Annotated in this window: 14 protein-coding genes and 2 tRNA genes; 11 read left to right on the plus strand and 5 right to left on the minus strand. The window is 46.9% G+C overall.

Annotated elements, in window-relative coordinates; genetic code table 11:
* The first annotated feature begins 1,600 nt into the window (after positions 1-1,600).
* On the plus strand, positions 1,601-2,488 hold the full coding sequence (locus tag HMPREF0670_RS08830) for a retropepsin-like aspartic protease (RefSeq protein ID WP_044078011.1): 888 nt from the start codon (positions 1,601-1,603) through the stop codon (positions 2,486-2,488).
* Positions 2,489-2,567: 79 nt separating this feature from the next.
* Here HMPREF0670_RS08830 and HMPREF0670_RS08835 read toward each other — a convergent pair whose 3' ends face one another.
* The 4 genes from HMPREF0670_RS08835 to HMPREF0670_RS08850 form a co-directional block, all read right to left on the minus strand.
* Positions 2,568-2,903 carry a hypothetical protein gene (locus HMPREF0670_RS08835; RefSeq protein ID WP_052296873.1) on the minus strand — a complete coding sequence of 112 codons (336 nt, stop codon included), beginning with the start codon at positions 2,901-2,903 and terminating at the stop codon, positions 2,568-2,570.
* Positions 2,904-3,067: 164 nt separating this feature from the next.
* The gene (secDF, locus tag HMPREF0670_RS08840; RefSeq protein ID WP_009230819.1) at positions 3,068-6,079 is read right to left on the minus strand and encodes a protein translocase subunit SecDF; all 3,012 of its coding nucleotides are present in this window, start codon (positions 6,077-6,079) and stop codon (positions 3,068-3,070) included.
* 109 nt (positions 6,080-6,188) lie between these two features.
* Positions 6,189-7,277: an endonuclease/exonuclease/phosphatase family protein gene (locus tag HMPREF0670_RS08845; protein ID WP_009230820.1), complete on the minus strand. Its 1,089-nt coding sequence runs from the start codon at positions 7,275-7,277 to the stop codon at positions 6,189-6,191.
* An 11-nt stretch (positions 7,278-7,288) separates the two neighbouring features.
* Positions 7,289-8,209, minus strand: a complete 921-nt coding sequence (locus tag HMPREF0670_RS08850) for a rhomboid family intramembrane serine protease (RefSeq protein ID WP_009230821.1) — start codon at positions 8,207-8,209, stop codon at positions 7,289-7,291.
* A gap of 212 nt (positions 8,210-8,421) precedes the next feature.
* On the opposite strand from HMPREF0670_RS08850, the gene HMPREF0670_RS08855 reads away from it, so the two are divergent.
* Complete coding sequence (locus tag HMPREF0670_RS08855) at positions 8,422-8,694, plus strand: HU family DNA-binding protein (protein ID WP_009230822.1); 273 nt, start codon at positions 8,422-8,424, stop codon at positions 8,692-8,694.
* Between the two features lie 95 nt (positions 8,695-8,789).
* On the opposite strand, the gene HMPREF0670_RS08860 is transcribed toward HMPREF0670_RS08855, so the two are convergent.
* Complete coding sequence (locus tag HMPREF0670_RS08860; RefSeq protein WP_009230823.1) at positions 8,790-9,338, minus strand: TIGR00730 family Rossman fold protein; 549 nt, start codon at positions 9,336-9,338, stop codon at positions 8,790-8,792.
* 549 nt (positions 9,339-9,887) lie between these two features.
* On the opposite strand from HMPREF0670_RS08860, the gene HMPREF0670_RS08875 reads away from it, so the two are divergent.
* The 9 genes from HMPREF0670_RS08875 to HMPREF0670_RS08925 all read left to right on the plus strand — a co-directional run bounded on the left by HMPREF0670_RS08875 (position 9,888) and on the right by HMPREF0670_RS08925 (position 22,267).
* Positions 9,888-10,430, plus strand: a complete 543-nt coding sequence (locus tag HMPREF0670_RS08875) for an RNA polymerase sigma factor (RefSeq protein WP_009230825.1) — start codon at positions 9,888-9,890, stop codon at positions 10,428-10,430.
* 3,252 nt (positions 10,431-13,682) lie between these two features.
* Complete coding sequence (locus HMPREF0670_RS08890) at positions 13,683-14,711, plus strand: NAD-dependent epimerase/dehydratase family protein (protein ID WP_009230826.1); 1,029 nt, start codon at positions 13,683-13,685, stop codon at positions 14,709-14,711.
* A gap of 16 nt (positions 14,712-14,727) precedes the next feature.
* Complete coding sequence (locus HMPREF0670_RS08895) at positions 14,728-15,690, plus strand: phosphatase PAP2 family protein (RefSeq protein WP_009230827.1); 963 nt, start codon at positions 14,728-14,730, stop codon at positions 15,688-15,690.
* 371 nt (positions 15,691-16,061) lie between these two features.
* The gene (locus HMPREF0670_RS08900; protein WP_044078082.1) at positions 16,062-17,126 is read left to right on the plus strand and encodes a Fic family protein; all 1,065 of its coding nucleotides are present in this window, start codon (positions 16,062-16,064) and stop codon (positions 17,124-17,126) included.
* A 543-nt stretch (positions 17,127-17,669) separates the two neighbouring features.
* Positions 17,670-17,742: transfer RNA gene (locus tag HMPREF0670_RS08905), tRNA-Gly, on the plus strand.
* A 29-nt stretch (positions 17,743-17,771) separates the two neighbouring features.
* Positions 17,772-17,857, plus strand: a tRNA-Leu gene (locus tag HMPREF0670_RS08910).
* Positions 17,858-17,881: 24 nt separating this feature from the next.
* Positions 17,882-19,558, plus strand: coding sequence for a tetratricopeptide repeat protein (locus HMPREF0670_RS08915; protein WP_009230829.1), 1,677 nt, complete (start codon positions 17,882-17,884; stop codon positions 19,556-19,558).
* A 62-nt stretch (positions 19,559-19,620) separates the two neighbouring features.
* On the plus strand, positions 19,621-20,706 hold the full coding sequence (locus HMPREF0670_RS08920; RefSeq protein ID WP_009230830.1) for a DUF4369 domain-containing protein: 1,086 nt from the start codon (positions 19,621-19,623) through the stop codon (positions 20,704-20,706).
* Between the two features lie 13 nt (positions 20,707-20,719).
* A complete protein-coding gene (locus HMPREF0670_RS08925) occupies positions 20,720-22,267 on the plus strand; it encodes a YifB family Mg chelatase-like AAA ATPase (protein ID WP_009230831.1) in 1,548 nt (515 codons plus the stop codon).
* The last annotated feature ends 4 nt before the right edge of the window (positions 22,268-22,271 follow it).

Consider the following 22,271-nt stretch of genomic DNA (forward strand, 5'->3'; position numbering starts at 1 on the left):
TTCTTGTCTGCGTAAGGGTTTATTGATGTCATGCTACACATGTTTAGCGTCTTTCTATCAACAATGTGCCAAAAGCAATACTGTTTGACTGAAACCCGATTGCAAACGTACAACTTGTTTCATGTGCAAGCAAGCGGAAGAAAGAAAAGTAATGCCTCCTGCTCATCTTTGGTTTGCTTGTCGGCATCTCGGCTGCCTTGCTTTCTCAACGCAGTCCCACTGTTCCCTCATGAATAAGACAAACAACATGCCCAACAAGCAAGCCAAATCTGCACAGGTTTCAACAACCGATTGGGGTTTAATTTGATTGTTTCTGCCCCAAAAGGCTTAAAAAACACTGAGGTTGTATCTTCTTATGGCCTTACTTTCGCCTTCTTCTTAACATGCAGGGTGGTGCCTTTGGCCAAGGCAGCATGCCCTGCAACCGCTTGCACAGGCGACGGCAAGCGCACGTGTTCTCTGTGCCGTTGCCCACTCGCGCGTGTATGCAGTACAATCGTTTTGTCTTGTTTTTAGTAAGAATTTTAACATTATGAGTGTCTTTTTATCCACCAATCGCTCACCTTGCCGCAAAAAATCGATTCTCGCAGAGGTTTGTTTTGATGCAAAAGGGGGTCAGCCTGTGAATGTGATGAAATGTATATTTATTTAAAACGACCGCCACTAACACCCGTTTTTGGGCGATTTGCAGCAAAATGCGGTGTGTTTTGGTGCTAAATGCAGTGCAATATGCCGCTAAACGCAGTGCGTTTTGGTGCAAAATGCAGGGTGTTTTGGTGCTAACTGCAGTGCGTTTTGCTGCTAAATGCAAGGTAAAATGGTGCTAAACGCAAGATGAAAAGCATAAAAATACACAGCAATGGTATAAATAAAACCTTTTAGAACCATGAAAAATATGGCCGGAAAGGGCGAAATGGTCGTTAAAAAGTGGGTTTTTAGGGGCTAAAAGTAGGTTTTCGGGCCTTAAAAAAGACGAACCAGCAACCCAAATAGAAAGGCAAAATGGTGCAAAATGCACGCAGAATTCTTAGAATTGGATTAAAAACATAACACCCGAAGTTGATAATGATGTTAAAAAGCATGTTTTATGACCTTATTTTCGCTAGAATGGGGTGTAAGCCCAACTGTGTTTTGTAAAATATAATTACTTTATTTAACCAAAGCAGTTGTTAGAAACAGGCAGGAAAGCAACGTGCAGGGACAGACTAGCGGCAATGGCACATAAGCCATGCTCCACACCTTTGTTTTATATGGTGCTTTAATTTCTTGAAGAAAACTTGCCAAGTGTCGTTTTTTCTAAGTATCTTCGCATGGCCAGAAACCAACAGCCTACATAAACATACAAGCTTAAACAACAAAACTATGAAAGAGAAACTAATGAGCCCTCCAACAATGGACGAGAAAAACTGCTGCTTATGGCGGTAGAAACTCGAATTGACAATCTTTGGGAATGGCCCAAGAAACATGTTACGTAAAAGCGGCAGATACTCCAAATTTTAGAATGGCTGCCAAAGTGTCTATCGCAGTTTTACTCATTCAATGATAAAGAACTGCTTTATCATGATAGCAATCCTTTACTCCAAAATATCGTGTGTAAGTTATGATAATGATTAAAACGAAATCAATCGCCAAATGTGATTGTTTACGCCTAATTGTAGGCTTATTTGTCTTCTTTCAAGCCACGGCGTTTATTGCGCAATCGCAAATCACAATAAAAAACAACTTGATGTATGTAGATGCGTCCATCTTCAGTTCTGGCTTGTGCAGCACAATCCGCGAAACGATTATTGACACAGGTAGTTCTGTATGCATCATTGATTCTACATACGCCGTTGACTCTTGCCAAATTAAAGGAGAGCAAGTAAATGCAACGATGGGGAACACAATGGGCAAAAACATCAACACATCTTATGTATATCTAGACAGCATTGCATTTGGCGGGGTGGTTTATACAAAGGTGAGATGTTATTTGGTTGATTTAGCAGGGACACTTCAACAATTCGCTCCTAAATTTGTCATCGGTGGCGAGGTTTTAAAAAAGGATTTGTGGTGTTGCGACCTGAAGGAGTATACGCTTCAGCGATATATGCGTGTGCCTAAGAATGTTGTTGCCACGATAAAATGGAAAAAATATGCCGATGCAGCCTTGAACCTCATCTATTTTGAAGGGAAAATTGGAGGCAAATACACACGGATATTTTTCGATACAGGGTCGGTACGAAATGCAGTGCCTTCTAACTTTGACATCACCCCAACCGACAGCGTTAAGTTACCTGGTGCTAACATTGCTGAGAAATTAACCTATAAAAAGGTAGGATGGTGTAAAAACGTACCAGTAGAAATATCGAATCTCAATTTTAATTTGGATTTTGGTAAGTCAAATAATAGTGGACTAAAAGAACCATGCATAAACGCAGAATTCCTTCAAGGTAAGAAGTGGATGTTGGATTATAAACGCAGGCGGCTATTGATTCTAGGTTCTGACTGATGCCTCCCACTATTTGCCCAACCAGGTAGAGCGCATATTATAAAGATTGGTTAGGGGAGTTTTTATAAAGCAAGTCTGATTAAAAGGTGACATTCTGTACAAATGCGTTGTACAGAACACTTCTGCATGTTCTGCAACCAACGAGCCCACAACCAAGAATACTCATCTCTTGCTCTCCAAGATAGCTTACCTTAATCTCCATATTCAACTTAAAATTGTTGACATAACAAAATGAACGTTTGCGCCTGTCGTAACATATCTGCGCACCCATCTTTTTTAATTCTCGGAGGATATAATATAGCTCACTTCGGGAAACACAAATAGCTGCGGCCAATTTTTCAGGAGAGCCCGTGTTCTGCCCGCTGATTAATTCGTGTATTTTCCGTAGTCGTTTCAAGTCTTCTATAAAGTTCATCTTGTTCTGTGTTTAATCCCTTACTTTCGTTTAATCTCTTCACGAGCTTAACGCCTTGTAAACTCGCAAACGAAGAAATTAAATTTCTGCAATAAAACATGCCCCACTCCCTATATTATATAAGGAGTGGGGCTGGACTTTATTGTGTGCGTTAGCGCGTTTCGTTATACTGTTGCGGCTTCCAAAGCGCGTCCTTTTTGGGTTTTACCCAAGGTAAGGAAGGCGATGGGGGCAGCGATGAAGATAGACGAGAGCGTACCGAAGATAACACCAAGGCTCATGGCGAAGGCGAAACTCTGGATGCTTTCGCCACCCAAGAACAAGATGCAGAGCAACACGATAAGCGTTGAGAACGACGTGTTGATGGTTCGGGCCAACGTTTGGTTGATACTGTCGTTGAACAAGCTGCGGAAATCTTGCTTGGGATGCAACTTCATGTTCTCGCGAATACGGTCGAACACCACCACTTTGTCGTTAATGGAGTAACCGATAACCGTTAGGATGGCACCGATAAACGTTTGGTCGATTTCCAAAGAGAAGGGCATGAACCCCCACAGCAGTGAGTAAAGACCGATGACGAAGGTGGTGTCGATGGCCAAAGCCACGGTTGAACCAACCGAGAAGGCCACGTTGCGGAAACGTATGAGGATGTAAACGAAGATGGCGAAGATGGCCAACAGCACGCTGATGATGGCGCCGTAGGTGATGTCTTTTGCCACCGAAGGACCAACCTTGGTACTGCTGATGATGGAGCCGCCTTGACGGATGTCGGGGTTTTTAAAGGCATCGACGTTCTTTTGCGAAACCAGTCCAGCCTTCTTCAAGGCGTTATACAGTATGGTTTCTGCCTCATCGTCTACCGTGGGGCTGTTGCTTTCTATCTTATAGTTGGTTGATATACGGATGGTTTTGTGGTCGGTGCCTAGCGCAAGGGCGCCAGTGGTGCAGCCGGGGAATGCGTTGGCCAGTATGCCGCGCACTTGTTCAGGTTGCACTTGCTTTTCGAACGTAACCACATAGTTGCGTCCACCGGTGAAGTCGATGCTGCGACTAAGTCCACGAGTTACGAAACTGCCTACGAATACGGCCAAAAGTACTGCTACTAGCACGAAGGTCTTCTTGTAAACACTCATGAAGGGGAAGTGTACATTCTGCATGAAGTTCTTCGAGAAACCCGTGGTGAAGGTGAGTTTCGTCCAGCGATCCTTGTTCAGTTGATACTCGTAAACCAAACGAGTGAGGAACACGGCGGTGAAGAACGAACAAACGATACCGATGATAAGCGTTGTTGCGAAACCGCGGATGGGACCCGTACCGAACGAATAGAGGATGATACCCGTGATGATAGAGGTAAGGTTAGAGTCGAAAATGGCCGAGAACGCGTTTCCGTAGCCCTCCTTGATGGCCTGTTTAAGGCCTTTTCCTGCTGCCAGTTCTTCCTTGGTTCGTTCGTAAATAAGCACGTTGGCATCCACGGCCGTACCTAACGACAGCACCATACCCGCAATACCCGATAGCGTTAGTGCGGCTTGGAACGACGTTAAGATACCTAGCGTGAAGAACAGGTTGACGATGAGGGCCGTGTTAGCCATCATACCCGGCGTGAAGCCGTACATCAACACCATGTAAACCATGAGCACCACGAAGGCGATGGCAAACGACTGGATACCTTGTTGGATGGATTGTGCACCCAGTGTGGGGCCAACTACCTCTTCTTGAACAATGCGTGCGGGTGCAGGCATACGTCCACTCTTCAGCGTATTGGCAAGGTCTTTAGTTTCTTCGATGGTGAAGTTACCGCTGATAGACGACGAGCCGCCGTCGATTTCATTGCTTACGCGGGGCGCGCTGTACACAGCGTTGTCCAAAACGATGGCAATGGCCTTGCCAACGTTGGCCTTTGTGAGTGCAGCCCAACGGCGTGCACCGTCGCTGTTCATGCGCATGCTCACTTGGGGTGCGCCAGTTGTGTGGTTAAACTCGTCGCTGGCATCGGTAACAACGTCGCCTTCAATTGGCGCACGGCCATTGGTGGAGGTTACTTTGATGGCATGTAGCTCGTAGATGTTCTTCATCTTTGCCTGGTCGGCGGGCTTTGCACTCCACAGCAGTTTAAGGTCGGGAGGTAGAACCTGTTTGGCAACGGGGCCATAAATAAGCTTATTGATGGCAGCAGTGTCGCGAATGTTGGCATATCCCACAATGCTTAGCGAGTTTCCGCCAGTGGGTTGCAGGCGCGAGAACAGCGGATTGGCCTTGATGGCGGCAGCCGTTTGGGCATTGTTGGCGCGTTGTGCCACGTCGGTTTTCTTGTCGTCGCCCGTATTTAGCTTAAACTTCGGCTGCTCGTTTTTGGCCTTAGCCACCTCTTGTTCGGCCTTAGCCCTGGCGTTGGCGGTGTCTACGGCAGCTGTGTCGGTGCCGTTTTGTTCGCTGGCCAGTCGTGCATTAAGCTGTGTAAGGTAAGGAACAATCTCGGATGCGTTGAATGTTTCCCAGAATTCGAGGTTGGCCGAGCCCTGCAATAGCTTACGAACGCGTTCGGGTTCGCGCACGCCAGGCATTTCAACCATGATGCGGCCTTCTTGTCCTTCGAGTTTCTGTATGTTGGGTTGCACCACTCCGAACTTGTCGATACGCGTACGCACCACGTTGAACGAGTTGTCGATGGCCGCTTGCACTTCCGTCCTCAGCACTTTCTCTACTTCGGCATCGCTGCTTTGCGGCGAGACCTTGCCTTGCAGTTGTTGCGTGGCGAACAGTTCGGCGAGTTTGTGGCCGGGTGCGTTTTGTTTGTAGTACTTGATGAAAAGCGAAATAAAGTCGCTCTGGCTAGTTTCTTCTTCTTTCTTAGCCTGTTCTAGCGACTTGGTGAAAGCCGCGTCGGTCTTGTGGTCTGCCAGTGTCTCGATAACGTCGGGCACGCTGATTTCAAGAATAACGTTCATACCTCCTTTGAGGTCCAAGCCCAAACCAATTTGTGTTTCCAAACACCTTTGGTAGCTGTAGATGCCAAGATACTTCACGGAGTCCTTGTAATCTTGTTGGGCAATGGGGTCTTTTAGCTCGGCTGCCTTCCCGTCATAGTAACGGGTTGCCACCGAAAAAGACAGGTAGAAGATACTTGCAAGCGTCAGCAAGACGGCAGTTACAATTACGATACCTTTGTTTTGCATTGTTACTTTATTTTTGTTTTATTGTTTTTCTGTTACCATACAACCCTGCAAAGTTACTGATTTTTCTGATATTAGTAAACAGTTAGCTCTGTATATTATCATTTTTTGCCTATTTGCGAAGTTTTTGCAGCAGACAAAAGATGGGATAGTGGTCGGATGTCTTCACTTTGTTCTCTACCACGCATTTAAGCGGCTGCCAATCGTCGCTGCACATGATGTTGTCGATACGTACGTAGAAAGCGTTGCGGTGATAGCTTATGCCGGGGCCGTTTCCGCTGGCAACATAGCAGTCAGTTAGCTCTTTTGCCATGCAACGGTGGGCATATGAGATGGGGCTGTCGTTGAAGTCGCCGCAGAGAATGATGCTTTGTCCCTTGCGCTTGCGTACGAATTGGGCCACGCATTGCACCTGCGGAGCGCGTATTTTGGCGTATTCGCCCAGTTTGTGCACCAGACTTTTGCCTAGGCTGGGCATCTGTTTGGTGCGCAGGTCGCCTTTGAGCATGCTCTTAAATTCTTGCCGTTGGGCTTCGGTTAGGCCTGTTGTGGCGAAATGGTTGTTGACAACCAGCACCGTATCGCCAGGCATGGCCACCCAACAAGCCTGACTGAAATCTTCGCTTTGGGGATACATCACGCGTTCTGACCGCACGATGGGGTACTTGCTGTATATCGCTAGGCGGTCGTAGATGGTGGTTTTCTCCTTTATGTCGTGATAAGGGTAGATGCTGTTGAGCAAAGAGTCGATGGTTGCTTGGAACTTTCCGCCCAGATTTGCCTCTTGTAGGCATAGTATGTCGGCGTCTTTCTCCTTCACATAGTTCAGCATTTCCCAGCGTTGTGGCTCTGTGGCCTCGCCGCCGCCCCACAGAAATGTATTGTAAGATAGCACTTTAAGGCAGCTGTCTGTGGGATTGCTGTTTACATTTAATGGTATGTACGTGCGCACAGGACCGAAACAAGCCACGAAACCAACCAGCGGGATGAGCGTTCGGCGCAGTTTGAAGAAAGCCCAAAACACTAAGAAGGCGGCATTGATGGCTAGGAATACGGGGAAGGTGAGGCCCAGCGTGGCCATCAATGGGTGGCTGGCGGGGTTAAGCCTGTCGCTGTATCCTACAGCTAGCATTACCAAGATGGTGGCCACGTTGGCGCCACTGGCAAGCTGAACAATCCATTTTTTTACTTTTGCCTGCATCTCGGTTTTGCTTATTGGCGTTTGCTTTGGTCGAAGAGACGTTGCTTTTCTTCGCGCGTAAGACTGTCGTAACCGCTTTTGCGTATCTTGTCCAGTATGCGGTCCACCTCGTCTTGTTCGGCCTTTCGGCGCGCGTTATAGTCCCAGTCGCTCTCGGCCCGCGTTTCTTCGCGTGGGCTTTCGGGTGTGGGTTGGCGGTGTTTTTCGTAGAAATCCTTCATGCGTTCGAAGGCGTTGGTACCCCTTCGCTGCGAGAAGTCGTGTGAAGGGTGTCGTTGCCAGTAGCGTATCATGAAGAAACCGAATATCATTCCGCCCAAGTGAGCCAAGTGAGCCACGTTGCCACCCGTTCCGGCCATGGCCTGGTAAAGCTCTAATGCGGCGTAACCCATAACAAACCATTTGGCTTTGATGGGGATGGGGATGGGGAAGATGAATATCTTGTTCTCGGGGAAGATCATTCCGAAGGCCAAGAGGATGGCATAGATGGCTCCCGATGCGCCAACGGTGGTAAGTCCGTTAAGCTGGTTGGCCAATTGCCCCATTACAATAAAGGCATCGCCCACGCCCAAGGGAGCTTGAGCGTTGAGTTGCAAGTAAATCTCTACAAACTGTGCCAACTCTTGCATCAAGCCTGCACCGATGCCGCAGGCTATATAATAAAATAGGAATTTGCGCGGTCCCCATACACCTTCGACCACCACACCAAACATCCACAACGCAAACATGTTGAAGAACAAGTGCGCAAATCCGCCATGCATGAACATGTAGGTTACGAGTTGGTAAATGCGGAACTCGGACGCTCTGAAAAAGTGGAGGCCGAGTATGTTGTTGAGGTCGATGCCCGAACTGCTTTGGATGACTAACGTGGCCAAGAAAGCTAGCACGTTGATGATAAGCAAATTCTTGGTAATTGTAGGTATGTTGCCCATTAATGATATGCTTTGTTTGAAATGTTATAACATGGGCAAAAGTACTAAAAATATCTGTTAATGCGCATAAAAAGCCCTACGGAACGACAATTTTTCAAAAAAAACTTCACTTTTTTTTCCTTTTCGTTTGATTTTTGAAAGTAAAGGTCTATATTTGTTCCCAGTTCTGAGATAACGCATATACATTTATCACTTTTATAATTCAAAGTTATATGAACAAAACAGATTTGATTGACAAAATCGCAGCAGGCTCTGGCTTGAGCAAAGCTGACTCGAAGAAGGCGTTAGACGCAACAGTTGCAGCAATTAAGGAAACTCTTGTGAAGGGCGACAAGGTTCAGCTGGTTGGCTTCGGCACATTCAGCGTTAACGAACGCCCCGCACATGGTGGCGTTAACCCCGCAACGAAAGAGAAGATTACTATCGCGGCCAAGAAGGTTGCTAAGTTTAAGGCTGGTGCAGAACTGACGGAAGCTATCCAGTAATTGCTTCTAGCTTAAGAAGAGATAATAAATGGCCGCCCTCGCTGTATTGTGAGGGCGGCTTTTTGGTTAAAGGGCGTAGCCATCTTTTCACCCTTTCACTTTTTCACCCTTTCACCTTTTAAATCCTCTTCCAGCTCGTCGAGGTTATTTACCACCGATATACGACTGCGACAGTTGCCGCGAATCATGCCTTGTCGTTCTAGGTTGTCGAGCAGAGCCACAAGCGTGTCCCAAAAGCCCTCCATATTATAGAGTATAACGCGTTGGTGGCGATAGCCAACGGTGTTTGCGGCAGCTAGCGTAAACACCTCATCGAGCGTTCCCACACCGCCCGGCAATGCGATAGCCACGTCGCACAGCGTGTTGAGCATCTCTTTTCGGTCGGTAAGGTTCTCGCAACGGTACACCTCATCCACATATGTCGACACCTTTCCGCCCTCTTCCACGAACTTAGGCACAACGCCCACCACGCGTCCGCCAGCCTCGTGCGCCGCTTTAGCCACACATTCCATCAGTCCTAGGTTCGTTCCGCCGAAAAGTACAACGTGTCCATTCTCGGCACACCAACGCCCCAAGGCTGTGGTAGCCTTGAAAAAGCGTGGGTCGATGTCGGCATTTGCCGAACAAAATACAGCTATGTTCATTTGCGTTGATTTTTATCAGCCGTCCGTCTGTGGCAGGTTTCGCCCCTACTTTTGGCAAAGTCGTAGGCTCTTTATTGCCTTTTGGTTACAGGCCATTATTGTAAAGGAAGGCAAGGAGATGGGTTGCAACCCTATTTCCCCAAAACTCCCAAAGCCAGATAGGTTACCAATGCAAAGATAAGTAAAAGACATGGCACGCTCAAATTTTATCACTAAATTTGCGATATGGTGCTGCACAGTTGCACCTGCTGGCTGGATAATGCCCATTGGTATAAATCGGTTCGTACGTTAATGAAAGTTATATTAAGGTATTGCGTTGGTGTTTTTGCGTATCTATTATTGTAGATGTTAGCATTTTATGGTGAAACGAATTGTTGAACTATGTCGGCGGTATTCGTCGGAGCGGTTGTCTCAGGCGAATTTTGAGCAACTTCAATATGGAGTGGCTCGAACATCAAGTGGAACATTGTGGGGCTTGATGGCCGAGGGCCTTTCGTTATACCAGCCTGTTTCGTTCCGCCTTGTTGAAAGACCTTATTTCCTTTTCCCATGAAAGACAATTATGAAGAATATATCGCGCTGTTAAAGGAAGGTTCTTATGAGGCTTTCTCCGATTTGTATACGCACTATGCAAGCAAACTATACAGCTTTGCTTTGGTGCAAACAAGGAATAGTGTGCTTTCGGAAGACATCGTGCAAGAAACGTTCTTGAAATTGTGGAACACACGAGGACAATTGGATTGTTATGGAAATGTGCATGCCTTATTGTTCACCATCGCTAGAAATCTGATAATTGATGGTTTCAGAAAACAAATCAGGCAGATTGATTTTGAGGACTATCGCCAATCGTGTAATAAGCTTTCTTTATTGCCTACGCCCGAAGAACAACTTGATTATGAAGAGTTTATAAACCGACTGCAACAGACGAAAGGTCTGCTCTCTAAGCGTGCTTGTCAGATATACGAGATGAGCAGAGAAGAGAATATGCCTATCCAAGAAATTGCCGAATCGCTGAACCTATCATCACAAACGGTTAAGAACTATCTGACATCAACCTTAAAGATTTTCAGAAAGAAGTTGATGAGGGAGTAGGGGGAGGTAAAGGAGTTAAGGAGTTAGGCCAAATGTATTGGTGATGTTAGGCTAATAGGATAAGTCTGACCAGTCTGACTTGTCCGAAAGCTAGAATGAACTAGAAACCTAGAAACCGCTAGACACCTTTAAAGGCGTAGCCATTTTTTCATCTTTTCACCCTTAAAGGGCGTTAGCCATCTTTTCACCCTTTCACCTTTTCAATTTTTCACCTTTAAAGAAAAGTGTGCCCCAGAAGTAACCTGTTAACTCCTGGGGCTAATTAAACAATAGAGAGAGATAGCTGATGAACGAATAGTTGCATTCACACACATCATGCGTTCACCGTAAAAAGTGCGATTACCGAGCCACGTTCCCTTGCAGAGAGCCATCAGGCCTTGTTCCAACGCGAGAGCTTGCACGGCGCACATCAACAACCACAATCAGGACACCATGCCTTAGCAGTGCGCCACGCTTGCAAAAACCAACATTGGCAATGATGCTGGGATTAACAACGTAGCCGTTCGCAACCATCTTGGCCTCAGAGTGGCGCACAAGCATGCCGGTGCCACCCCTTAAAGCCAATCTGAAACGGTCTTCTTTTTACGATGCTAATATACGAATATTATTCGTCCCGGCAAAACATTTTGACATAAAAATATCTAATACAGAAGAATTTAGATAGTTTAAGAACAGGAAACAAGTAATCCAGAACATCCGAAAGATGACGAAGAAAGAGGAGAAAAAGGGCAAGATAGGAATGGGTATAGATTGTACTTCAAAAACGAAGTGCAAAAAAATGCGGCTGCTTTCAACAGAATAATATGGAAAAACACCGTGGTTTTGCCTTGCAGCTAGGGTGCATAGTCACGAAAAATGAAACTGCAACACAGAGATAGCCGTTCCATTTTGAAGACTCGCTAAGACTAATTGTGCAATATATAAAGAACTCATCTCGGGGCAAGGGTCATAAAATTTTGCCTCACTCCAAAAGAGATTGTCCTTATTGCTCGATATCAACCAGTAGAGGCAGCCTCTATTTTTGTTGTCTTTCCATAGTGGCAGAGCTTTCTTTTGCGTTATCTCTTATCGCGCAATCACGCCTAAAGCAATAGCCCAGATAGCAACACATCAGGATGATAGCACAAGCTAAGACAATGGAGTACATCAGCTTACGTTGCTCGGCATATTGTTTTAACACCGATTTAGTTCTTTTCTCTTGCCTCATAATCTTTCTTCCTTTTAATGTAACATGGCCCATCGCATGCCTTACGATTAACCATTCCTTTGCGCAAAATTAAAGAAAAGCCAACAAATAGGCAAACGTACGAGCCAAGAAAACTTGCGAAAGAGAAAAAGCGAACAAACATCATGTATTGAAGTCGTATTGACTTTTAATCTTTCTACAAATTGAGAGGAGTTTATGTCTTTGTGCCGTAAAACCAACATAAACGCCCCGCTCATGCACGAAGTGCTGAACAAAGATGTGACGAAATCTGAAATTCTGCCCCATTCGCCTGCGACAAAACATGGCTATCCTCAAAAAAAGGTAACCTGGCGGGAGTTTTTTCAATACACTCTTTACAAGTTGAAAGCATCTTCCCTGCGGCACATAATGAGGAAAAAGTAAAACGCACTTCTTTATGTCTCTTATGTTCTTATGTCAAAAAGGACGTATTTAGGTCACAATATGAAGAGATGAACGTTTTTCGTTAAGCCAGATGAACAATGTCGGGTTTGCTCGAACATGGTCATGGCGAGAAAAGAACGATTAGCCCCTTCTACTTATGATGAGGAAAAAGTAAAGCGCACTTTTTTATGTTTCATCTGTTCTTATGTCAAAATGGACGTATTTAGGTCACAATACGAAAAGATGAACGTTTTCGTTAAGCCAGATGAACAATGTCGAGCTTGCTCGAACATGGTCATGGCGAGAAAAGAACGATTAGCCCCTTCTACTTATGACGAGGAAATAGTAAAACGCACTTTTTTATGTCTCTTATGTTCTTATGTCAAAAAGGACCTATTTAGATCTACGTTGAAGTTACTATCAGAACCACCTACTTATGTTCTTATGTCAAAAAGGACGTATCTAGGTCACAATATGAAGTGCTGAACGATTCCCCGTTCACTTATCCACTCGTCTACTCGTCAATTTGCCAACTTGCCAACTTGCCAAAATCTGTCAACCTTTCAGCAAGGATTTTAACACAATGAGTGTCATTTTTATCCACCAACCGCCCACCTTGCCGCAAAAAATCGATTCTCGCGAGGGTTTGTTTTGATGCAAAAAGGGGTTAGCCTGTGAATGCAGCGAAATGAATATTTATTTAAAAAGACCGCCATTTGCACCACACTTGGGGCTATTTGCGGCTAAATGTACAGCAATATGGTGCAAAACGCAGTGCAATATGCCGCTAAACGCAGTGCGTTTTGGTGCTAAATGCAGTGCGTTTTGATGCTAAACGCAAGGTAAAATGGTGCAAAATGCGGTGCAAAATGCCGCTAAACGTAAGACGAAAAGCATAAATATCCACTGAAATTGTACAAACAAAACCTTTTAGAGCCGTTAAAAACAGGGTCAAAAAGGGCAAAATAGCCATTAGAATATGGAGTTTTAGGGGCTAAAAGTGGGTAATTGGGCTTAAGAAATTATGAGTTGGCAACCAAACTAGAAAGGCAAAATGGTGCAAAATGCAGGCCTTGTTCTTAAAAATAGACAAGACGGAAGGCGAGAAAATCTAGAAAAAGTAGTAATTTACCTACTTTTTAGCCTGTATTCTCGCTAGAACGGAGCGAAAATTAGAGCGGCATTGTAAAATAAAAGATAGCGATTTAAGATTTTGAGTTGATAAGTTGATGAGTTGGTAAGTTTGTGCGTTGATGCCTTCGTGAGTTGTTCGGCTTTCGTTAGTTTATAAGCCAGTGAGTTGACTTGTGGTGCACTCCTCTCAAGTTATAGAAATTTTTAAAGTCAAGACTACTTCATTATTAAAGATGTTTTTCACAAACGAAACGTCATGACAGTGCCGCCGACAAGCACAAACAAAACATAAAACCATGTTATATACTTACAACATACGCAAATAAATCCCGGTCCACCTTTCGTTTTTGTAAAAAATCTGTGGTATCTTTGCATTTTAATGCGAGGGATGAGGGCCGAAATCGGCAAACATTCCATACGTTTTGGCTAAGCCAATGGTTAACTTGTAGACGGCTATTGCAACCGATAATCCGTTAACTAGTTAGCTAAGAAAAGAACAAATATCGACTATGGACAAAATACTTGTTACAGGCGCAAGCGGGTTTATTGGGAGCTTTATCGTAGAAGAAGCCCTTAACAGAGGCATGGAAGTGTGGGCTGCCGTAAGGAAAAGCAGCTCAAAAGAATACCTCCAAGACAAGCGCATTCGTTTCGTGGAGCTTGATTTGGGCAATGCCGAACGACTGAAAAGCCAACTCGGCGGACACCATTTCGACTACGTGGTGCATGCTGCGGGAGCAACCAAATGCTTGCATCGCAACGACTTCTACCGAGTAAACACTGAGGGGACGAAGAACTTGGCCAATGCTGTGATAGACTTGAAAATGCCGCTTAAACGCTTTGTGTTCATCTCTTCGCTCAGCGTTTTCGGTCCTGTACGCGAGCAGCAGCCTTACGAAGAAATACAAGAAACCGACCAACCCATGCCTAACACGGCCTACGGACACAGTAAGTTGTTGGCCGAACAATACCTAGACTCGCTAAATCCCAAGAACGAAGACGGCGAAATAACCGATGTGGTGTTGCCTTACATCGTGCTAAGGCCCACTGGCGTGTACGGTCCGCGCGAGAAAGACTACTTCCTCATGGCCAAAAGCATCAAGCAACACATCGACTTTGCCGTGGGATACAAGCCGCAAGACATCACTTTTGTGTATGTTCAAGATGTGGTTCAGGCCGTTTTCTTGGCGCTCGACCACGGCATGAGCGGCCGAAAGTATTTCCTTAGCGACGGTGGCGTGTACCGTTCGTACGATTTCAGCGACCTGATCCACCGCAATTTGGGCAAACCTTGGATGTTGCGCATCAAGGCTCCCGTATGGTTCTTGCGCGTGGTTACGTTCTTTGGCGAGTACATTGGCCGAGCAACGGGGCGCATTTCGGCACTCAACAACGACAAGTACCACATCTTGAAACAACGCAACTGGCGGTGTAACATCGAACCAACGATGGACGAGCTGGGTTATCACGCCCAAGTGAACCTCGAAGAGGGCACCGCGCTAACCGTGAAATGGTATAAGGAGAACGGTTGGTTGTAACTGCATCTACACAACAATGAACTTCATCAAATCACTCTTCGCAATAGAGAAGTCGCCCAAAAAGGGGCTGATGGCACTAGAATGGGTTGTGCTGGCTTACATGGCACTAACGCTGCTCATGGTGTTCTTCACTTATACCAAACTTGCCAACCCCGAATCCATGATATGGGGACGCGTTCGCATCGGCATCATCATCGTTGCATTGTGGGTTGTTTACCGCCTTGTGCCTTGTCGGTTCACCAAGCTAACGCGCGTTGTGGCACAGCTTTACTTGCTTTCTTGGTGGTATCCCGACACCTACGAGCTTAACCGCATACTGCCCAACCTCGACCATGTGTTTGCGCAAGCCGAGCAATCGGTGTTTGGTTTTCAGCCTGCGCTAGTGTTTTGCGATGCCATGCCTTCCGCTTGGTTTAGCGAACTGATGGACATGGGCTACGCCTCTTACTTCCCCATGATATTGGCCGTAACGCTGTTTTACTTCTTTTGCCGTTACGCCGAGTTCGAAAGGGCATCGTTCGTGCTTATCGCCGCCTTCTTCATCTATTACGTGGTGTTCGTAGCCTTGCCCGTAACGGGTCCGCAATATTATTATCCTGCCGTGGGCATGGAAAAGATTGCGATGGGCATTTTTCCCAACGTTGGCGACTACTTCAACCTGCACAGCGAACGCCTTACCAGTCCTGGCTATGCCAATGGCATATTCTATCAGATGGTGGAGCACGCTCACGAGGCGGGCGAACGTCCTACGGCTGCCTTCCCCAGCAGTCATGTGGGCATCAGCACCATCATTATGCTCCTTGCTTGGCACACGCGCAACCGCCGTTTGGTGTTCTGTCTGCTCCCTTTCTTCGTGCTGATGTGTTTCTCCACCGTGTATATCATGGCCCATTACGCCATCGATGCCTTCGCAGGACTTATCTCTGGTGCGCTACTTTATTTCGTGCTGATGTGGGTTAGCAGGAAATGGAGTGCATAAGATAGCGCATTAGTGTGGTTAAACCGCTTAGTCTATTGTTCATTTTGCAACAACAGATGCTAAATATTTCGGGTACAACGCAACAATAGCCTAAGGTTTTTGCGCGCCATCACAATATTATTGTATCTTTGTATCAACACTCGCGTGCCATTGCCCACAGCAAATGCCCTTTGCTAATTACGCTGTGCGAACGCGCGAAATGCAGTTTGTGCCCAGAAACACGTGAGGAAAGCCTGTTTCGTTAAGTCGACATGAGCATAAAAAAGCAGGAAAATCAGACTTGTTAACTCGTCAACCCGTTAACTTGTCAACCAGAAACAACCTTTAAAAGTAGCCAATGGCCACCTTTGAACATATATTTTTTTAGCGTTATGGATAAGTTGCAAGCATTGTATGACAAGTGGAAAGCGCTTCAACCGCTTAACGAGCGCAAGCAGTTTTTGCTTAGCCAACGGTTTACTGTGGAGTATAATTACAACAGCAACCACATAGAAGGCAATACGCTTACGTACGGCCAAACAGAGCTTTTGTTGCTGTTTGGAAAGGTAAGCGGCGAAGGCAAGCTGAAAGACTTTGTGGACATGAAAGCCAGTTTGGCAAGCGTAAAGATGCTAGAAGATGAAATGAAAGCGCGCACCGCTTTAACACAGAATTTCATTCGGCAACTTCATCATGTGCTACTACGAGAAGATTATACCACGCATCGCCAATTGCCCGACGGCAGCCAAACAAGCTTTACCATTCACGCAGGCAGATATAAAACACGCCCCAATAGCGTAATTACACGTTATGGCGAACGTTTCGATTATGCCTCGCCCGAAGAAACCCCAGCATTAATGGCAGATTTGGTGGACTGGTATAATGCTATGGAGGCCAAAGGGGTAATGTCGCCCGTAGAACTGGCGGCTCTTTTTCATTATCGTTATATTCGCATTCACCCTTTCGAAGATGGTAACGGGCGTATTGCCCGACTGTTGGTAAACTATATCCTTGCACGGCACGGCTGGCCGATGGTGGTGGTTCGCAATCGCAACAAGAACGAATACCTCGACGCCTTACACGATGCGGATGTTGACGTAGGTTCTTCACCATCAGCAGGTGCACATGCCAGTCTGGCACAAATTAGGCGTTTTCTTAAATATTTCAAGGCGATGGTAGCAGAAGAGTTGCAATACAACATCGGCTTTGCAACAGAACAGTCGGCTAACGTATGGTGGTACGATGGCCAAAAAATAACTTTCCGCAGTGCGTCTAGCAGTACGATGCTAACGGCAATGCAACAAACACCCGACATAACGATAGAACAATTGTCGAAGAAAGCTGGCATTGTAACGGCGGCAGTAAAGAAACAGCTGGCACAAATGACACGAAAGGGCTATATCGAACGCAGAGAGAAGGATGGCGACTGGCAAGTGTTTGTTTCATCATCTGTGTAGTTTGCAATAGAATTGCGACCTTTTCCGCCTTTTCAAGTTGACGAATTGACAAGTTGACAAGGCTGGTGGTTGGAGCCATTTTTCACCTCTTCACCTTTAAAGGGCGCAGCCATCTTTTCACCTTTTCACTTTTTCACCTTAGTCAGTTGGCGAGTTGACAAGTTAACGGGTTAACAAGACTGGTGCGCAGCCATCTTTTCACCCTTTCACCTTTTCACCCTTTCACCTTTAAAGGGCGCAGCCATCCTTTCACCTTTACAATCCTTTCCTCCTTTATGTTAAACAAAGAGAATTGTGTTTTGCCTAACAATTCGTCGTTTTTTCTAATGCCGCACCATTCCTTCACCTTAATTAATAAATGGAGTTTTATCTCACAATGCCCACTCGATAGGCGGTTGTAAAAGAAAACAGAAATGAGGCGGCCGCGAATAAATGTTCTGTTTAGGAGTTTTGTGACGAATGGCAGAAAGCACTATTGTATTAAATTGTGTAAAATCCTTTGGTTGTTACAACCTAAAAGCCTAACTTTGCACCCATCATCATGCGGGAATAGCTCAGTTGGTAGAGCACAACCTTGCCAAGGTTGGGGTCGCGAGTTCGAGTCTCGTTTTCCGCTCAAACCCCAAACGGCCGCCTAAATAGAATGCCGCAATGGTGGAATTGGTAGACACGAGGGACTTAAAATCCCTTGGCCAGTAATGGCTGTGCGGGTTCGAGTCCCGCTCGCGGCACACCTTCTAAACACTTTATCTATTATGAATAAGAATCTAATCCTTACGTTATCAGTGCTTTCTTCGTTGGCAATGACGTCGTGCTCAAAGCTTGGGCCACTCTCTGCCGACAACTTCCAAGTCACACCGACTCCGTTGGAAGCAAATGGCGGTTTGGTATCTGCTACTATTGATGCCAACTTCCCTGCCAAGTACATGAAGAAGAAAGCTGTAGTGAAGATCATCCCCGAACTGCGGTACGCGGGTGGTCAAGTGGCAACCGGCGAAGGCGCTACCTTCCAAGGCGAAAAAGCCACGGCAAACGGACAGCAAGTGCCCTACAAATTGGGCGGACGCTACTCCATGAAAACCGACTTTAATTATGTGCCAGACATGATTAAGAGCGACCTCTACCTCACTTTCGATGCTAGAATGGGAAAGAAAAAGGTGGATTTGCCTGCCGTGAAGGTTTCTTACGGCGTGGTGGCCACATCGCAACTCTACCGCGAGGCTATGGCCAACGATGGACTTTGCATCGCACCCGACAGTTTCCAACGCATCAAGGCGCAGAAACAAGAGGCTAACATCAAGTTCCTCATCAACCAGGCTAACTTGCGCAAAACCGAGTTGAAGAACAATTCGGTAACCGAATTCGTCAAGATGTTGAAGAAAATCAACGCCGACCGCGAAAAACTTAACTTGCGCAACGTGGAAGTTAACGCTTACGCATCGCCCGAAGGTGGTTTCGTTATCAATGATAAGCTGGCTGCAAAACGCCAGACCACTGGTGAAGGCTACGTTAAGGGACAACTCAAACAGAACAAGATGCAGACTGCTGTTGAGGCTCGTTACACGGCACAAGACTGGGATGGTTTCCAAGAGTTGGTGCAAGCTTCCAACCTCCAAGATAAGGACGTTATCTTGCGCGTACTCTCTATGTACAAGGATCCCGAAGAGCGCGAACGCCAAATCCGTAACATGAGCGAAGGTTTCCGCGAACTGGCTACCGGCATCCTGCCCGAACTGCGCCGCGCACGCCTAACCATCAATTACGAGGTTGTTGGCCGCAGCGACGAGCAAATTAAAGAACAATTTGCCGCCGACCCAACGCAACTCAGCTCGGAAGAGATCCTTTATAGTGCAACCCTTACAGACAACCCCGCCGAAAAGAACAACATCTATAAGAAGGCAACCGAACTGTACGACCAAGACTACCGCGCTTACAACAACCTAGGCGTGCTGGCTATGCAGGCTGGAAACCTGGCTGAGGCTCGCACCTACTTCCAAAAGGCACTGGCCACTGCACCCGATGCAGCAGAAGCTAACGCCAACTTGGGTATGGTTGCGCTTTACGAGGGCAATATCTCTGAGGCCGAAACACTCATCGCTAAGGCTCAACAAGCTAACGACATCAACAAGGCTGTGGGCGCACTCAACATCGCTAAGGGCAATTACTCGCTTGCTGAGACTACCCTGAGCAGCTATGAGAGCAACATGGCGGCTCTTGCCAAACTGATGAACAAGAACTATGAAGGTGCACTCGCCACTTTGAAGAACGTTAAGCACCCCGATGCCGTTACCGACTATCTCATGGCCGTAGCTTATGCACGCCAAGGTGACAATGCAGCTGCTACAACTGCTCTGCAAGCGGCAACCGCTAAGGATGCTCGTCTGGCTCAACGCGCCGCCGTAGACCTTGAGTTTGCTAAACTGAATAAGTAATCATGCACATCGCCCCATGCGGGGAACGATGAGTAAAGGGTTAACAATTTGCATAAACCACTATGACGACAACTTCATTTAAGTGTACAACGCTGATAGAGTTTGCGAAAATGGTTTGGCAGGTTGTTAACCCTTCGCCTTTTAAGCCAGCTAAGGCCATGCTTGCCGCGGCTGTACTCGCACTGTTACTCACTGGTTGTGGGGTGGAAGGCAACCGCTTTGAGGTGGAAGGCCATTTCCTTAAAATCAATCGCGGCGAGTTTTATGTGTATAGCACCAATGGACTGATAGACGGAATAGACACGATTAAGCTGGAAGCGGGCCGTTTCGTCTACGAAATTCCTTGCGAACGCGAAGGAACGCTGGTCATGGTGTTCCCCAATTTCTCTGAACAACCTATCTTTGCACAGCCCGGAAAGAGCGTAAAGATGGAGGGCGATGCCTCGCACTTGAAGGAACTAACCGTAAAAGGAACGAAAGACAACAAACTGATGAACCAGTTTCGCGAGGCCATAGCGAACGTTTCGCCACCGCAGGCTGCTAAGACAGCGGCTCTTTTTGCGGCCGATAATCCCGCATCCCCGGTTGCCGCATATCTTGTAAGACGTTATTTCATCACCACACCAACGCCCAATTATAAGGAGGCGGCTCGCTTGTTGAAGTTGCTTTTGGCCGAACAGCCCAAGAATGGAGAACTTAACCGCATGCAGTCGCTTATCTCTGTTCTTGCCAAAACCAGTGTGGGTGCATCGCTACCGCCTTTCCAAGCCCGTTCGACAAAAGGCGAAAAGGTTAGCGAGCAACTATGCAATAAGGCACCCGTGGCCGTGTTCAGCGTGTGGAGTACCACCAACATGCAGAGCATGGAGTTGCAACGTATGCTCAATCAAAAGGTGCGTAGCTCCAAAGGTAAGCTGAAAGTGGTGGGCCTTTGCATCGATCCCATTCAACGAGAGTGCAAAGACATCTTGGAACGCGACAGCATTTCGTGGCCCAACATCTGCGACGGTGCGATGTTTGAAGGCAACGTTGCCAAGAAATTAGGGGTTTATAGCGTGCCGTTCAACATCCTGTTGAAGAACGGAAAGATAGTAGCCAAAGACCTTGATGCCAACCAATTGAAAGAACGACTTGACAAATTGCTCTGAAAAACATTCACCTATGCTTGTCAAAACCTACTGTGCAGCGGTAAACGGACTGAACGTAACCACCGTTACCGTGGAGGTGAACCTCGTGAAGGGCATGTTGTACCACTTCACTGGCCTTGGTGACGAGGCCGTACGCGAAGGGCGCGACCGCATCTCGTCGGCCATTCAATACAACAACATGCGTTTCCCGCGGGCAGACATCACCGTAAACATGGCACCTGCCGACCTCCGCAAGGAAGGCAGTAGCTTTGACTTGCCCTTGGCCATCGCCATTTTGGCCGCCGATAGTCAGCTGCCAACCGACAATTTAGGCGACTTTATGATGGTGGGCGAACTGAGTTTGGACGGCACTTTGCAGCCCATCAAAGGCGCATTACCCATTGCCATTAGGGCCAGAGCCGAGAAGTTTAAGGGACTTTTAGTTCCAAAAGCCAACGTTCGCGAGGCAGCTGTGGTGAACAACCTCGATGTTTATGGCATGGAAAACATCGTTGATGTGGTGAATTTCCTTTCGGGGAAAGCACAATTCGAGCCTACCGTCATCGACACACGCAAGGAATTTTACGAACAACAATACCGTTTCGACCTCGATTTTGCTGATGTTCGCGGTCAAGAGAACGTTAAACGCGCTATGGAAGTGGCCGCGGCTGGTTCGCACAACCTGATTATGGTGGGGCCGCCTGGTTCAGGTAAGTCGATGATGGCCAAGCGTCTGCCCTCTATCTTGCCGCCGTTGTCGTTAGGCGAGAGCCTAGAAACCACGCAGATACACAGCATTGCAGGCAAATTGGGCAAGGGAATGTCGCTTATCTCGCAGCGTCCGTTCCGTGCGCCGCACCATACCATCTCCGAAGTAGCCCTTGTTGGCGGTGGCGCAACGCCCCAACCGGGCGAAATATCTTTGGCACACAATGGCGTTTTGTTTGCCGACGAGTTGCCAGAGTTCAATAAAACCACCCTCGAAGTGCTGCGACAGCCACTAGAAGACCGCAAGATAACCATCTCACGCGCCAAATATACCATCGAATATCCCTGCTCTTTCATGTTCGTTGCCTCGATGAACCCTTGTCCGTGCGGCTATTATGGCGACCCAACGCACCATTGCGTGTGCATGCCAGGTCAGATACAACGCTACATGAACAAGATAAGCGGTCCGTTACTCGACCGAATTGACATTCAAGTAGAAATAACGCCCGTTCCGTTTAAGGACATTTCGCAGGCCGTTCAAGGCGAGTCGAGTTCCGTAATACGCGAACGCGTTATCCGTGCACGGCACATGCAAGAGCAGCGTTTTAAGGAAGTAAAGGGCATTTACAGCAACGCGCAGATGACCGAGCGCATGATTCACCAATTTGCCGAGCCAGATGCAGAAGGCATTGAGTTGCTGCGAACGGCTATGGAACGCCTAAGCCTGTCGGCACGAGCCTACAACCGCATCTTAAAAGTGGCGCGAACCATTGCCGATCTCGAACAAAGCGAAACCGTTAAGTCGCAACATTTGGCCGAGGCCATTAGTTATAGAAATCTCGATAGGGGCGATTGGGCCGAACGAGGAAACTAAAACA

Source organism: Prevotella sp. oral taxon 317 str. F0108 (assembly GCF_000162415.1).
Lineage (GTDB): Bacteria > Bacteroidota > Bacteroidia > Bacteroidales > Bacteroidaceae > Prevotella > Prevotella conceptionensis.

Excerpts from the sequence above, each read along its gene's own strand:
- HMPREF0670_RS08875 (WP_009230825.1), top strand. The coding sequence starts at position 9,888 with ATGAAAGACAATTATGAAGAATATATCGCGCTGTTAAAGGAAGGTTCT.
- HMPREF0670_RS08845 (WP_009230820.1), bottom strand. The coding sequence starts at position 7,277 with ATGCAGGCAAAAGTAAAAAAATGGATTGTTCAGCTTGCCAGTGGCGCC.
- HMPREF0670_RS08895 (WP_009230827.1), top strand. The coding sequence starts at position 14,728 with ATGAACTTCATCAAATCACTCTTCGCAATAGAGAAGTCGCCCAAAAAG.
- HMPREF0670_RS08900 (WP_044078082.1), top strand. The coding sequence starts at position 16,062 with ATGGATAAGTTGCAAGCATTGTATGACAAGTGGAAAGCGCTTCAACCG.
- HMPREF0670_RS08920 (WP_009230830.1), top strand. The coding sequence starts at position 19,621 with ATGACGACAACTTCATTTAAGTGTACAACGCTGATAGAGTTTGCGAAA.
- HMPREF0670_RS08925 (WP_009230831.1), top strand. The coding sequence starts at position 20,720 with ATGCTTGTCAAAACCTACTGTGCAGCGGTAAACGGACTGAACGTAACC.
- secDF (WP_009230819.1), bottom strand. The coding sequence starts at position 6,079 with ATGCAAAACAAAGGTATCGTAATTGTAACTGCCGTCTTGCTGACGCTT.
- HMPREF0670_RS08850 (WP_009230821.1), bottom strand. The coding sequence starts at position 8,209 with ATGGGCAACATACCTACAATTACCAAGAATTTGCTTATCATCAACGTG.
- HMPREF0670_RS08855 (WP_009230822.1), top strand. The coding sequence starts at position 8,422 with ATGAACAAAACAGATTTGATTGACAAAATCGCAGCAGGCTCTGGCTTG.
- HMPREF0670_RS08860 (WP_009230823.1), bottom strand. The coding sequence starts at position 9,338 with ATGAACATAGCTGTATTTTGTTCGGCAAATGCCGACATCGACCCACGC.
- HMPREF0670_RS08835 (WP_052296873.1), bottom strand. The coding sequence starts at position 2,903 with ATGAACTTTATAGAAGACTTGAAACGACTACGGAAAATACACGAATTA.
- HMPREF0670_RS08830 (WP_044078011.1), top strand. The coding sequence starts at position 1,601 with ATGATAATGATTAAAACGAAATCAATCGCCAAATGTGATTGTTTACGC.
- HMPREF0670_RS08890 (WP_009230826.1), top strand. The coding sequence starts at position 13,683 with ATGGACAAAATACTTGTTACAGGCGCAAGCGGGTTTATTGGGAGCTTT.
- HMPREF0670_RS08915 (WP_009230829.1), top strand. The coding sequence starts at position 17,882 with ATGAATAAGAATCTAATCCTTACGTTATCAGTGCTTTCTTCGTTGGCA.